This window comes from Nostoc mirabile CHAB5784 (assembly GCF_020829645.1).
Lineage (GTDB): Bacteria > Cyanobacteriota > Cyanobacteriia > Cyanobacteriales > Nostocaceae > Nostoc > Nostoc mirabile.
The window spans coordinates 15,000-28,428 of sequence record NZ_JAIVFS010000098.1 but is presented as its reverse complement, the minus strand read 5'-3'; the positions used below and the strand labels follow the sequence as shown (position 1 = coordinate 28,428).

General features: G+C 43.1%; 15 protein-coding genes and 3 pseudogenes. 8 read left to right on the top strand and 10 right to left on the bottom strand.

The window, feature by feature from the left end:
• The first annotated feature begins 227 nt into the window (after positions 1 to 227).
• Positions 228 to 1,631: a site-specific DNA-methyltransferase gene (locus tag LC653_RS35815; RefSeq protein ID WP_229499723.1), complete on the top strand. Its 1,404-nt coding sequence runs from the start codon at positions 228 to 230 to the stop codon at positions 1,629 to 1,631.
• A 72-nt stretch (positions 1,632 to 1,703) separates the two neighbouring features.
• Positions 1,704 to 1,913 (top strand): annotated as a pseudogene (locus tag LC653_RS35810) (AvaI/BsoBI family type II restriction endonuclease); the annotation flags it as partial.
• Between the two features lie 307 nt (positions 1,914 to 2,220).
• Here the strand turns inward: LC653_RS35810 and LC653_RS35805 are convergent.
• From LC653_RS35805 to LC653_RS35795, 3 genes and pseudogenes are all read right to left on the bottom strand, one after another.
• The gene (locus tag LC653_RS35805) at positions 2,221 to 2,541 is read right to left on the bottom strand and encodes a DUF5615 family PIN-like protein (protein WP_229499721.1); all 321 of its coding nucleotides are present in this window, start codon (positions 2,539 to 2,541) and stop codon (positions 2,221 to 2,223) included.
• 1 nt (position 2,542) lies between these two features.
• Positions 2,543 to 2,761 (bottom strand): DUF433 domain-containing protein, encoded by a 219-nt coding sequence (locus tag LC653_RS35800; RefSeq protein ID WP_229470898.1) that lies wholly within the window; start codon positions 2,759 to 2,761, stop codon positions 2,543 to 2,545.
• A 330-nt stretch (positions 2,762 to 3,091) separates the two neighbouring features.
• Positions 3,092 to 3,663, bottom strand: a pseudogene (locus tag LC653_RS35795) (nitrogenase component 1); the annotation flags it as partial.
• 336 nt (positions 3,664 to 3,999) lie between these two features.
• Here LC653_RS35795 and LC653_RS35790 point away from each other — a divergent pair.
• Together LC653_RS35790 and LC653_RS35785 are read left to right on the top strand one after the other, a co-directional pair.
• Positions 4,000 to 4,221 carry a hypothetical protein gene (locus LC653_RS35790; RefSeq protein ID WP_229499719.1) on the top strand — a complete coding sequence of 74 codons (222 nt, stop codon included), beginning with the start codon at positions 4,000 to 4,002 and terminating at the stop codon, positions 4,219 to 4,221.
• A 406-nt stretch (positions 4,222 to 4,627) separates the two neighbouring features.
• A complete protein-coding gene (locus tag LC653_RS35785) occupies positions 4,628 to 4,864 on the top strand; it encodes a hypothetical protein (protein ID WP_229499717.1) in 237 nt (78 codons plus the stop codon).
• 86 nt (positions 4,865 to 4,950) lie between these two features.
• Here the strand turns inward: LC653_RS35785 and LC653_RS46510 are convergent, their stop codons facing one another.
• The 3 genes from LC653_RS46510 to LC653_RS35775 form a co-directional block, all read right to left on the bottom strand.
• On the bottom strand, positions 4,951 to 5,082 hold the full coding sequence (locus LC653_RS46510) for a hypothetical protein (protein WP_267923338.1): 132 nt from the start codon (positions 5,080 to 5,082) through the stop codon (positions 4,951 to 4,953).
• A 176-nt stretch (positions 5,083 to 5,258) separates the two neighbouring features.
• A complete protein-coding gene (locus tag LC653_RS35780; RefSeq protein ID WP_229499715.1) occupies positions 5,259 to 6,026 on the bottom strand; it encodes a KilA-N domain-containing protein in 768 nt (255 codons plus the stop codon).
• Positions 6,027 to 6,714: 688 nt separating this feature from the next.
• Positions 6,715 to 7,005, bottom strand: a complete 291-nt coding sequence (locus LC653_RS35775) for a hypothetical protein (RefSeq protein ID WP_229499712.1) — start codon at positions 7,003 to 7,005, stop codon at positions 6,715 to 6,717.
• Between the two features lie 178 nt (positions 7,006 to 7,183).
• Here LC653_RS35775 and LC653_RS35770 point away from each other — a divergent pair, with 178 nt between their 5' ends.
• The 4 genes from LC653_RS35770 (at position 7,184) to LC653_RS35755 (ending at position 8,510) form a co-directional block, all read left to right on the top strand.
• On the top strand, positions 7,184 to 7,357 hold the full coding sequence (locus LC653_RS35770; protein ID WP_229499710.1) for a ribbon-helix-helix domain-containing protein: 174 nt from the start codon (positions 7,184 to 7,186) through the stop codon (positions 7,355 to 7,357).
• The gene (locus LC653_RS35765) at positions 7,354 to 7,758 is read left to right on the top strand and encodes a hypothetical protein (RefSeq protein WP_229499708.1); all 405 of its coding nucleotides are present in this window, start codon (positions 7,354 to 7,356) and stop codon (positions 7,756 to 7,758) included. Before LC653_RS35770 ends, LC653_RS35765 begins: the two co-directional genes overlap by 4 nt.
• The gene (locus LC653_RS35760; protein WP_229499706.1) at positions 7,755 to 7,964 is read left to right on the top strand and encodes a hypothetical protein; all 210 of its coding nucleotides are present in this window, start codon (positions 7,755 to 7,757) and stop codon (positions 7,962 to 7,964) included. Before LC653_RS35765 ends, LC653_RS35760 begins: the two co-directional genes overlap by 4 nt.
• Before the next feature lie 276 nt (positions 7,965 to 8,240).
• Complete coding sequence (locus LC653_RS35755; RefSeq protein WP_229499704.1) at positions 8,241 to 8,510, top strand: hypothetical protein; 270 nt, start codon at positions 8,241 to 8,243, stop codon at positions 8,508 to 8,510.
• Positions 8,511 to 9,201: 691 nt separating this feature from the next.
• Here the strand turns inward: LC653_RS35755 and LC653_RS35750 are convergent.
• From LC653_RS35750 to LC653_RS35735, 4 genes and pseudogenes are all read right to left on the bottom strand, one after another.
• Positions 9,202 to 10,608, bottom strand: coding sequence for a site-specific integrase (locus tag LC653_RS35750; RefSeq protein WP_229499702.1), 1,407 nt, complete (start codon positions 10,606 to 10,608; stop codon positions 9,202 to 9,204).
• Between the two features lie 98 nt (positions 10,609 to 10,706).
• Positions 10,707 to 11,621 (bottom strand): annotated as a pseudogene (locus LC653_RS35745) (nitrogenase component 1); the annotation flags it as partial.
• 148 nt (positions 11,622 to 11,769) lie between these two features.
• A complete protein-coding gene (gene nifH, locus LC653_RS35740) occupies positions 11,770 to 12,663 on the bottom strand; it encodes a nitrogenase iron protein (RefSeq protein ID WP_162397600.1) in 894 nt (297 codons plus the stop codon).
• A 340-nt stretch (positions 12,664 to 13,003) separates the two neighbouring features.
• Complete coding sequence (locus LC653_RS35735; RefSeq protein ID WP_229499700.1) at positions 13,004 to 13,360, bottom strand: globin domain-containing protein; 357 nt, start codon at positions 13,358 to 13,360, stop codon at positions 13,004 to 13,006.
• Between the last annotated feature and the right edge of the window lie 69 nt (positions 13,361 to 13,429).

The window sequence follows — 13,429 nt, the reverse complement described above, 5'->3', positions numbered from 1 at the left end:
GTTGTTCCTTATCTTGTAGAACATCAAAAACTCTTTGGATTAGTCAAAACCAGGCGTAAGCGTCATCGAGAGATTGACGCTTACACTCAACAAATTTGGGCAAAATCTTCTTAAGTTGACACCAATGATCATATATCTACCCCTAAAATTTAGAACTATACTAACTTGACTAGTTAATTCTCTAGGAAAATTTATCTGTGTTCAGCCTAGCAAGTGTCTCCAATACCGTGTCCGAAGTGGAAAGTGATTGTTTAGGTGAAATTGACAACCTTGATAGGCAACTGTACAAGCGCTTCCAGAATAAATTTTTAGTTCATCCTTCATTGACACGACTTATAGTTAGTTTTCAAGCTAACAAGACTAGACCTATCTATCGATGGTATAAATACAAAGAAGCTTTTTCTGCATCTCTTATAGAATATCTATTACAACAATATAAAATTACTCAAGGCAAGGTTATAGACCCATTTGCAGGCAGTAGAACTGCGTTATTTGCTGCTAGAGAAGCTGGAATTGACGCTGACGGTATTGAATTATTGCCCATTGGTCAACAAATAATTAATGCTAAAAAGCTTTTAGATTCTGAATTCACTACTGAAGATTTTGATAAGATAAAAAATTGGTCAAATTTACAGGTTTGGAAGCAGTCTGAGCAAAAAAAAGACTTACCAGAATTGAGAATAACAAAAGGAGCTTATCCTGAACTAACTATAAATGCAATTGAGCAGTATCTTGCAGCTTGCAAAAGAGAAAATAATAAAGTCCAGGCAGTTTTAAACTTTGTCTTACTGTGCGTTTTAGAATCCCTAAGTTATACACGTAAAGATGGACAGTACCTCCGTTGGGATTATCGTTCCGGTCGTGGACAGAGCAAGAAACCTTTCAATAAAGGCGAAATTCTAGAGTTTGATAATGCGATCACCAATAAAATAAGTGAAATTATTGATGATTTACTGCCTTCTACACAACAAATTGAGCTTTTCCCAATTAAAAATTCTCAAGGCCAAATTCATCTTTATGAAGGATCTTGTCTTGAGATTATGCCGCGCCTAGCCAATTCCGTATATGATGCAATTATTACATCCCCACCCTATTGCAATCGATACGACTATACTCGCACTTATGCACTAGAACTAGCTCTACTTGGTATTTCTGAAAAGGAGTTAATTAACCTTCGTCAGGAAATGCTAAGTTGTACAGTTGAAAATCGCCCCAAAGATTTATTGACTATTAACTCAGACTGGGAAAGAGCTTTAACTATTGCTGATTCACAGAATTTGTTGCAGGCTATCTTGAAATATCTAGATAACCAAAAAGCAAAGGGTGCGTTGAATAACAATGGTATACCAAGAATGGTCAGAGGATATTTTTATGAGATGGCGTGTGTAATACAAGAATGTTTTCGTGTTCTTAAACCAGGGGCACTTTTATTCATGGTTAACGACAATGTTCGTTATGCAGGCGCAAGCATTTCAGTAGATATGATTCTCTCTGATTTCGCCGAACAGCTAGGTTTTGTTATTGAAAATATTCTTGTTTTGCCAAGTGATAAAGGTAATAGTAGCCAGCAAATGGGAAATCATGGACGCGATCCATTGCGGAAGTGCGTTTATGTCTGGAAAAAGTCATAAATTGAATTCCTATGTGTTCCTATCAAAATCATCTTCAATGCATTGATGATCTTATAACAAGATGAACATTGGAAAACTGCACAAGCAGCACTAAATCGTATACGTGAAGCATTTTCTAGAGTAGGGTATTCACCTCTGACTTTCTTCGTAGGATCAGCGATCGCTAGAAGGATGGCAGGCGAAATCTGGAATCAATTGCAAAACGGCACTCTCAGCAACGCTGCTAACCTAAATCAAGAGAACCAAGTCGCATCTATTTCTCGTTGGTTGTGCAGTCTATAAAGACGTATCTGAGTGTGTTGATTGTGTTTTTGCATCATGCGTAGGCGAAGCCCGCACAATGGCCGCGCTCAGTGACCATCGTAGACATCGCTACAAGGGGTTACTTCTTGTGCATTTCACAGATAATAGGCTAGAAATAGGCTCTTTTTTCTCCCACCACGAAAAAAACTTTGCATTATTATGATGTTTAAGAGCGTTGGCGTAGCCCGCCGGAGGCATCGCTAATGGAATTTATTGGTGTTTTAATTGAAAACTGCGAAACTCAACGCATTCCGAAGTTGAAGGTCAGAACTACTAAGCTCTATTTTTACAAAACGACTACTGTGGCTTGTCCTTTAACTGCCGTGGCTAAAGTAGCTAAGACCTTCGGTACGAGAGGTTTCATATCTATCAAACGGTTAGATTGTGCTTGTAAAACAATTACCGCAATATCGAACTGTGGTAGATTTTGTTGAAATGACAAGTTGCGATCGACAGTGATGAAAACATCAAAGTCTGCTTCTGCAAGGGCAAGAAGTTGACCATTCTTTACTCCTGCCCATCCCATTTGAGGAACAGTTTTTACCTCATAGCCAACAAACTCCCTCGCTAGTTTGCGGTCAATACACTCATTCAACAAGAGTTTCATGCTATGCCACCATGCTAGCAAACTGCTTTCCAGCCTCCTCAAGCAAGGCGATAACTTGCTCTTTGGTAACAGTCGGAAATCCATCCAAAAAATCGTCGATAGATTCGCCTGCCTTGAGATAATCCAGAAGCGTCTGCACGGGAACCCTAGTTCCAGCAAAAACTATAGTACCACCCATAATTTCAGGAGATGCGCTAATAATTGGGGAGTCTTTAAGCATAAGTTTTTGATCTCCAGTTTCGTACCTAATAGTTTATCAATTCTCATAAGATATAACGGCTCTTGCGTACCTTAAGCATATTTAGGTTTGATACACTCCATCTCGCTTTTGCTAATTGCACCTCAATAATCTTGTCGAATAAAAGCGATGTCTACGACGGGCGTAGCTGCGGCACCATTTAATCTAAAAAATAGTCATTTAAAATAGTCTTTTATTTAACAGTTTTTCTTTGAGCAAAATGCTTTTCAAATCTAAAAACCAGACTGCATAAGAGTTATACTATCTAAAGCATCAAAACAGATGGTTCCTAAATAACCCTGGAAGTTGCATTTAGGCTAGAAATAGACTCTTTTTTCTCTCGACGCGAAAAAACCTTGCATTATATGATGTTGAGGAGCGTTGGCGCATAGCCCGCCGTAGGCATCGCTAGGTTCGGAGTAATCCCAAGAGTGCATTTGACGGAAAGGTAGACCCATCTTTTGGAAGACGTACTTCTCTTTCACACCAGAAGCTACGAGATCAGGCTTCAGCGCTTTGATAAATTCCTCAAATTCGTAAGCGGTAACGTCGTCATAAACGATGGTGCCGTTTTCGATGTAGCCAGCGGTACGTTTGTAGTCATCGTTATGAGCGAACTCATAACCTGTACCAATCATCTTCATGCCCAAGTCTTGGAAAGCTGGGACAACGTGGCGAGGACGTAGACCACCAACCATGATGGCAACGGTCTTACCTTCCAAGCGGGGGCGGTACTTCTCAAGAATCGTATCCATTGTGGGCTGATACTTGGCGATAACCTTCTCAGCGTTTGCTTGGATTGTCTCGTCAAACTTGGAAGCAATTTCCCGTAAGGATTCAGCAATCTTGGTGGGGCCGAAGAAGTTGTATTCCAACCAGGGTATACGCTAGGTTGAAGCCTAAGATTCTTGTATATCAACGGTTTTGCAAGTCTGCGTTTTATGTGGCTTATTTTTGTCTTAAAGCTTGTGATTTAAACATCTAAAACTCTAGTGAAATGGTAACTTGATTTGCAAATTGTGGCTTAAGGGGTGTGAAGTTTTAGCTGTATAACCAACAGAATTAGGAATCGAGCCTTAACCCTCGACTGGAGATACAACAGTGGTGCATAAGTCAAAATTCGCAACCGGATAACATAAGGTTGTCCGGCAAATTTTTGCAAAAGTTTGCAGGGTGTCTGTCAAAGTTTATACACTAGGCTAAAACGCGAGTGTATTAGCATGGAAGTACTGGGAAGGCAGATAAGCGAAAACGGAGTGCTGCACCTAATGGATAGTGAAAATCCGCGATCGCAAAGTTGGTTGACTTTGTGCGGTCGTAAAATTCGCGCCACTCATGCTCTACCGTTGCAAAAATTTGATGCTGGCGAGAACTGCTGTACAGTCTGCGTGAGGATGCAACGCGGTAATGAGTTGCTGCACAAGAGATTAGCTACAGCGTAGCCGCACGGTTAAAACCCTATTGTCAAGCAGATTGTTTCACCATGCAGACGCTAAGAAGTCGAACGACAACCAGAAGCGGGTGCTAGTTGATGCATCTGGTTTACAAGTAAATCCCATCTTCTCTGTTTGAAGTGTTCAATAACAACGAAGCCCTATAGGGTTCCGGAAATGTTGAAATGTTTTCTCGAAGTGTTAAACCAATGAAAATGAAGTATAAAATAAGACTTGATGCTTCCAGAGAAATTGACTGGACAACGAGCGGCTTTCATACGTGATAAATGTTGAAGAGGACAAGTCAACTTGTCTGCATAAGCTGCGTGATGGGTGAAAACAGCCGACATTTTACGCTGATCGCTTACTCTCCCTATCGAGCCTTAACCCTTGATCGAGTTTCACTCAACGACAATTGCACGACAATTGCGCGATCGCTTACTCTCCCGATGGAGTCTTAACCCTCAACTGGTTTGTCGTTAACTACAATTGCATGTCTGACTTCGCTATATATCCCGAAGCATTGTTTGCGTTGCGGATGTTCGCCTGCGCGGGGGTTAAGGCTTCTAAGAATGCGATCGCGTTACGGGCGATTTACGGCAGGTGCTTTTTTAACGCTTGTAGAGAAAGTTTTGCTAACACCTTAAGGTAGTAGCAAAACTTTCTCTACTTCAAGAGTTAAAACCCGATCGCAGCAAGTTGCACTTCGATATACTATCCCGAAGCATTGCTTGCATTTTATTGATGTTCTCCGACCGGAGGGGTTAAGCCTCCGCCAGCGCGATCGCGTTGCAGACAATTTACGGTAGCCTTCAGCGATCGCCCGACGTTTTTGTACGCAATCGGCGGCGGCTGGTCTTGCTGCTGCACGTTGCGGTAACTTCCGACTTCAACTTACAACTTCATTAGCTAGCTGGTGGAAGTTGGAAGTCAGAAGTCGGAAGTCGGGAAGCGTTGCAACGAGCGGTGAGCGATCGCGCACAAAAACGACCCCCGGTCGTTGACCAGGGGCCGCTTTTGCAATCCACGCGCACTATCTCAAAGAGCTACATATGACTGCCACCTTTGTTTCTTACCCAATCATTAATTTCTAGGATGAAATAGCTAAATAAAGCAGTTTCATCTTCTACTGAGATAATTGAGTGTAGTCCTGAAGGTAGCTCAAAAACTGTATACGCGCTCTGATAAATGTTAGAGTATTTCTCTTTCAAAAAGTCTTCCAACAAGTCTAAGGTATCTTGACAGAGTGGAATACCGAAAACAAGTTTTTCGCAAGGTAATCCAAACTTTTTGTTTAAAAGAGACACTAAATTTGACACGGAAAGCTTCTCTCCCCACTCAGGTTGTCTTCTGAAGTAATCAAGCGCGATTGGATTTGTGAAACAGATCCAATCGCGCTTATAAATGAAGCTGTATCGCTTCTGAACTGCCTCGTTGATAATATCCAGTCCTTCTACTGTGTTTTGGCGTGAGGCAATATCAGCAGCGAGAGTTGGGTCAGCCTTGGCATACCTGATAAAAGTCTTGACTACATAGTTAGCGAAAGCTGGATCGAGGTAGCTGGCTAGGTGAACTGCCATGATTGGGTGAACCCAAGTTACCCAAGTTTTACCTACGCGCTCAACAATCCAGGGTTCAGCATTTGACTCTGTAATTTTCAAATCCTCTAATCTAGCTTTTGTTTCTGGCAATCGTTTCCAGTTACTCAAGTCATGCCCAAAATGCTTACACCACTTGGTAGCATTGATGTATTCGTCATCTCGTTGTGCATCTTGCACCAAATTACCAAACTGCTCTATGTTTGAATTTGACATATAAATTTCTCATTGTTTTGAAAATGTTAAACAACTCCAGCTTAGGCAGGGGTTGTTTTTTTTGTCTACGGACACTAGTACTGCACGGCGAAAATAAGCAGCCATTCAAAGCTATGAAAATTTGACTGACTAATTTTGGTGTGTCAACTTCAGGATTTGACACCGTGGAGATTTGACACCGTGGATACACGTTGTCAAATCCCCTCCGTGGATCACCTTTGTAAAGCAGCTCAAATGCTTGCCCAGAGCAATCAAGCGCTCAAATATAAAGTGTGTATCAAAACGATGGATCACCTATGGATCACCTTATGATCACCTTGAGTGATCACCTTCTTAACAATTCTGAAAGCCTTATGGGGTAAGATTTTTTGTCCAATTGTAATGAAGGTGATCCGATCTAAGTACACAAAATTGCAAAAAAAATAGAATTGAAATCAGAAAAAAAAACGCGAAAAAACGATGATCACCTGATCACCTTGCTTTACAATTGAACTAAAGTTCTTGCTCCGTAAGGTTTTCAGGATTGTTAAGAAGGTGATCCGCCAAGGTGATCCATAGGTGATCAGGGGTGAGACCCCTGATCACCTTCGTTACAATTGAACGAAGGTGATCCGCCAAGGTGATCATGAAGCGATCCAAGGTGAAGTCGATCGCCTCAATGACGATCGCCCCTGCCAAGGCATTTTAATTACATCGGCTCTAGCTCCCGGTCATCAACCCATTCCCGCTCATTGTCATCTGGCTCAAACCAAGGGTGGTCTTCTGGCAACGAGACGTTGTACTGCCAGTCCATGCCAGTCCAGGAAAGACCAAGCACTGTTACCGGGTACAAAATCTCACCCTGCCTCACCTTTATCTTGTGCAGCACGGTTTGACCAATGTAATATTCGGGTTTGTCGAATTCTTTGCTCACCCGCAAACGCCAAAACTTTGACGCTTGACTAAAAATGCCCAAAGTGGGCGCGTCTGACGCTAACATACTAAATTGTCTCCTTGGATGTTAAGGATGGAAGTCGTGCTGGTAGCAGAGGCGCAATCTCTGTTACCAGGGCGCATTTAATAATTCAATGAAATTCATTGAACTTACATGAACTCATTAAAACATACTTTTATAAGTCATAGACGGTTATTATAGTTAAGTGATTGTCTATGACCTTATGCCAATAGCTAAAGACAAAAAGCAAATAAACATACTGTTGACAATTGAAGATGCTGAAAGACTGAAAGCAATTGCTGATAAACAAGAGCGCTCAGTCAGCCAGATGGCTGCAATCTTTATTAGAGAATGTCTGGACAAAGCAGAAGCTACTAAGGATAAGGGGGCAGCATGAGCGAAGTAACCCCAGACCGCCTAGACCGCATCGAGCGCATCCTTGAGCAAACAGCATCACGGCTAGATCAAGTTGCCGAACTATCCCAACAAACTGCCCAGTTAGCCCAACAAACCGCCCAGCAGCAACAACAGCTAGCATCACGCTTTGACAGCCTGGTATCTGAAACTCAACGCCTGTTTAACCGACTGGGAGAAGAACAATCTCGCACCTCAGCAGCGGTTGAATCTCTCTCAGATGCAGTCACTCGCCTAACTCGAAACGCAGAAGCTGACCGAGCTAATTTTCTTCAAAAAGCTGAAGCTGACCAAGTGAGATGGGCACAAACCCAAGCTGAAATTCGCCAAATTTGGGAATACCTGCTAGGGCAACAGCGCGGCAATGGTCGAGGTGAATCATGAGTCTGTTTCCTGAAACAGATCAGATATTGAACCGACTGGAAGAACAGCAAGCCCGCACCTCAGCAGCGGTTGAATCTCTAGCAGATGCCGTTACTCGCTTGACCCAAAACGCCGAAACAGACCGACAAGTATTCCAGGCTGAAATTCGCCGCATTTGGGAATACCTGTTAGGGCAGCAGGGCGGCAATGGCAGAGGTGAAGGATAAGTCAGGATTTTTAGGCATCAGGTACTTGAAATTATTGAACCAGATTTGACCCAGGAGCGATCGCGCTATTTCTGGGACAGATGATCGTTTATCCATCTAGTGTGGGTAGGGAGCGAGACGACGCTACGATTTACTCGCTCAACCTTTGTCTACAGATGTATTCACTTTGCATACAGATAGATAGCATAAGGGTACTGAATACAAATGTCTACAGATGTAGACAAATAACTAATAAGCATCGTATACTGTAGACAGATTGTATACATTAGTAATTTTATGGTTAGTAAACCGTTTTCTTATCGGTTGCCAGACGTAGCAGTGCAAGCGTTAGAAGCATTGCAATTAGAGGGTGAAACCTTAAACCAGACAGCACAGCGAGTAATGATGGAACATCTAGGGCTGTCTACAGAAGCTCCTAAAATGCTATCTACAGTATCGTATACATCTGTAGACATAAGGGAATTGGTTAAGCAGGAAGTAGAAGCAAGCCTAGCTGAAGTGCGATCGCAACTGGAGGAACTGCGGGGAAAATCGAAAGCCCGGTAGTAGAGGAGAATAGCGCTACCGGGCAGCCAAGCAATATTGAGTCAACTGTAGCGAACAGTGAAATCATCGACCAGTTACAGGAACGAATTAGAAATCAGGATGAGAAATTAGAGCAAACTGAAACTGAAAACCAGCAACTCAGGGAGCAGTTACAGACAGCAGGTCAATCCCTGCAACCAGACTACGAGGCAACCCGCGATCGCACTTTGAATCAGTTAAAAATGGGCAGACAATCACCAGCAGGTAAGGCAATTCAGGCTTTTATCAAGGAACTAAAGCACGCTTTGTAGTCAACTTATGTACGGTTTCAACTCGGTTTCAACCCGTCTACAGTTGGTCTACACCCTAACAACAGACGGTGACAAGTGCGCTTTGTGTACCACGATCGACGGTGATAAAGGCGGTTGCAGTGCCACGATCAACGGTGACAAGTGCGGTTGCAGTGCGGCTTGAGTGTGCCTACAGTGTCTACAGTTGTACACGAAACTGTAGACGGGTAAAACCCGCTCTGGATGCCGTTTTTAGCAACTGTAGACAATTTTTTGACTGGCTATTTTTTAACATAAATTACCAAAAAAAATAGGCATTTTATCTAATATATTGCCCAAAAATGTAGCAGGAATATTTTAACAGTTTCAAAGCTAAACAGATAGAGATGCACCTCTGCTAATAAACCGCACTCTACGGTGAGTTAAGTAGACAGCACCTCACTGATTTGATGCCGCGCCAGAGCTTGCCTGAGATATTCCACCTCAGCCCTTAGTCGTGCATTCTCCTGTATCAACGTATCCATGTCATCTTTTTTATCCACCGCCTGCTTAATTACCTTCCTCCGGTTCTCCAAGCTGAACCACTTCTGATAAATTTCAGTGTGAATCTCTACAGAATGCCCCAAGTTATCAGCAGCAGCTTTAATTGGAATGCCCATCATGTGCGCTCGAATAGCCCAAGCATGGCGTAAATCATAGGGCGTAAACGGAATATTTACGCGCCTAAACCATGATGAACAATTAACCCGAATATTGTTGATATCTGTAAAACTAGTTCTGTCATCAGTTTGAGCTTTTAACAGTTCCAAAGGCTTTAATTTTTTTAAATCAAACAAGTAAACCCATTCAGGATGTAGTGGTAAAGCTTCCCTGTAACCAGTCTTAGTATCTGGGTGAACCTTCCATGTATTATCTTTATTTTCAGGACTCAACCACCAATCAATTTCAGGATTTACAAACAGTTCTCTTGGGCGTAGTCCATAGGTAGCAAGCATTCCATATACCCATTCCCACATCTTCCAACTGTCTAAACAATTCTTTTTAATTGTTAGGCTTCTAGTCAAAGAGTACTGATGAAAGGATTCATAATATTTGATAATATCCTTATCACTGGGAATGTCCCTAGCCTGACTTTTAGGTTGTGTAGCTTTAAATTGTTCGAGGGTGAAACCAGTTAAATTAAGAGTTGATTTTAAAACCTTCAACGATTTAACAGCACTGTATTTGGCGGAATCACCCGTCAGTTCTACAAGCTTTTTATCAATCTCCGGTTGAGTCAACAAAGTATCTAGCCCAATCAATCGCCGTAAAAACTCCTTGTAATAGAAAAAGGTGTGTTTACTTTTTTCTGTTAACTTGCGTGTTTTGAAATACTCAGTTTCAAACTCTTCTAAAACATCACCAAGGGTTTGGGATCTGTTGCTGACCTTAGCGGTTTTACCCAAATATTTGTCAGTCCATTCAAATTGTTTACGGGCAAGCAGCTTGCCTAGCTCGTTTGCCTCTTCCTCAGCTGTTCTCAACCCGTCCAAGCTTGCAGGGATATTTAGCGAAATCTTGTACTGCTTAAAACCAGTTCCTTTAGTGTCGCGATCGCCCGGCTTGATTGGTAGGGATGCTTGCAGTTGAATAGTGTCCCGTGCCACGACCAAACCCACTTTCACCTTAGCGGCTTTTAGACGGGCCCTAGTGTCTGCCAAGCCTTTCTCAAATTTGCGTTCCAGATGCTGCCGAGTAGCCTTCATGTGTTTCTGCGTTCCTAGATAGCTGCCATCGGTAGATGCTGGCGGAGTGAAATCCTCAAAAACGTCCTGTGCCTTGCTTTTCATTGTGTCTTAAATGTGTCTTAAAATTTAGTCCATTTAGAACAATGTTTAAGTTGAGCAAAGTTAGACGTGGACTAAATCCTGGTATCACAATATATTAAATCATACTTCGCACAGGGTATACCGTAAGCTTCTTCCATGTGACGGCTGATGTAGTTCATCGACCGATAGCAGTGGATGAGGTTCATCTTCACATTGGGGGTCATCAACATTTCGTTGATGGTGCCATCACCTGACCACTGAGCGACTACGCGCAAGCCGAGTTCTTCTAACAGGATGCGGCTAGCCCAAGCATCACCACCGATGTTATAGTCACCAATGATGGCTACATCATAAGGAGTACCTTCAAACTGAAGTGTACCGTCTTTCTTGGCTTGGTCGGATCTGGTGAACACCCAGTCACGAACCATGTCGTTAGCAATGTGGTGTCCCAAAGATTGGGAAACACCCCGGAAGCCTTCGCAACGCACAGGTACAACTGGCTTGCCAATTTCTTTCGATGTCTTCCGAGCAACAGCTTCGATGTCATCCCCAATTAGACCGATGGGACATTCAGATTGAATGGAAACACCACGGTTGAGGGGGAAAAGTACATCAAGTTCTTGGATTAGCTTGACAAGTTTCTTGTCACCACCGAAAACGATATCTCTTTCTTGGAAGTCAGAGGTGAAGTGCATGGTACCAAAGGTATCAATACCTGTGGTGCCGATGTAGTAGTTACGACGACCAGACCAAGACCAGTAACCGCAACCTACAGGCCCGTGGCTGATGTGGATCATGTCCTTAATAGGACCCCAGACCACACCTTTAGAACCGGCGTAAGCACAACCACGAGCGGTCATTACCCCAGGAAGGGATTTGATGTTAGACTTAACGCCGCAATCGGACTTACCTTCTTCGTATACGTTTAAGTGTTTTTCGCGCTTCTTAGCAGCTTTTTCAGGATAAGCACTGAGAACTTCTTTAATTAGTTCTTTTCTTTCTTCGATGATGTTTTGATTTTCTGGAGGTGTCATATTTAGCCTCTGTGACTCGTAAGGATCGGGGCATAGGGGGACTAGGAGTCCCCTCTAAGGTTAGGGGGGAGATGCAAGAGAGAGGAAAAGGTAAGATATAAAACTCTTCCTTTTTCCTTGTGCTAAAGCGTTATTTCTTAGCGGCGACTTATACTACAGGAGCTTCAGCAGCAGTCTTACCAACCAACTTGGCAGCATTTTCGTCGCTTTCGAGAATACCGAATTCAATCAACAATTCTTCTAGTTCTTCCATTTCGATGGGTGTAGGAATAGCTAGATTCTTGTTGTCGATAATTTTCTGAGCCAAAATCCGATATTCGTTAGCTTGGTTGCTTTCAGGTGCGTACTCGTTAACAGTCATCCGGCGCAATTCTGCGTGTTGAACAATGTTGTCACGGGGTACGTAGTGAATCATTTGGGTGTTCAACCGTTTTGCCAAGGTTTCGATCAATTCGATTTCTCGGTCTGTGTTACGGCTGTTACAAATCAAACCACCCAAACGCACGCCACCTGTGTGAGCATACTTAAGAACACCACGAGCGATGTTGTTAGCAGCGTACATCGCCATCATTTCACCAGATGTAACGATGTAGATTTCTTGTGCCTTACCTTCGCGGATAGGCATTGCGAAACCACCACACACAACGTCACCTAATACGTCGTAAGATACGAAGTCTAGGTCTTGGTAAGCACCATTTTCTTCTAAGAAGTTGATGGCGGTGATGATACCACGACCGGCGCAACCTACACCGGGTTCTGGCCCACCGGATTCTACGCAACGAACGTTGCGGAAACCGGTCAGCATTACTTCTTCGATTTCGATATCTTCTACTGCACCACGTTCTGCGGCGAGGTGAAGAACGGTTGTTTGAGCTTTGCTGTGTAGCATCAAACGGGTGGAGTCAGCTTTAGGGTCGCAACCGACGATGAGGATGCGTTGACCCATTTCTGCCATAGCTGCCAAGGTGTTTTGGGAGGTGGTAGATTTACCGATACCGCCCTTACCGTAGAAAGCTATCTGTCTAATGTTTTCGTCAGTCATGGTTGTGTTTCCCTGCAATTGGTTGGTTGGTGGGTATGCGCGTTTGTCAGTTGCGTTCACGCCAGTTGAGCGACAGTAGTGAGCGCGTGTAGAGCATCGTTGGTAGCGTTGGCATAAATGCCTGCTGGGGGCGATCGCTCCACAGCTAAAATGATTGAAAGCAAGTACATATATTTCCTGGTTAAATTTCTTTTCTTTTTGTCCTTTGTCCTTTGTCATTTGTTTTGACAAAGAACAAAGAAAATTACGCAATTTACAAATACGTCATAATGTGTTTCAGCTTGAAAAACTAAATAGGACTTGACGTTGTTATTTGTCAACAATCAATGCATGAGTCCTATTACTTGTTCAAAATAGCGCCCTTGAAATTTGAGACGCGCTCTAGTGCAGCTTTGGTGTCTTCTGGCGACTCTCCACGCACAGCCATTGATTCACTCAGGAGCTTGGCGATCTCATCGAAGTGTTGTTGCTGTAAATTCATTCCAGCGTGTGTTTTGTCCATTGGACGACCGCCGTATTGCTTTGGCCCCTCAAAAATCTCAGATAAGAAAGCAACTAGATGATTACGCTGCTTGGCCATATCTGTACCAGCAAAAAAGTGATTGAGGATGCTGTCTGTGGCAATGCGTTTGTGGAGTTCATCTACTATTTGTTCAATAGCTGGTTGTCCGCCAAGTTTGTCGTACAATGTGCTCATATCCTGTTCCTTTGAAGCGAGTTGGATGATGAAAGAAAGCAAGTAGGCACTTAATGTCTTTGCCTATAT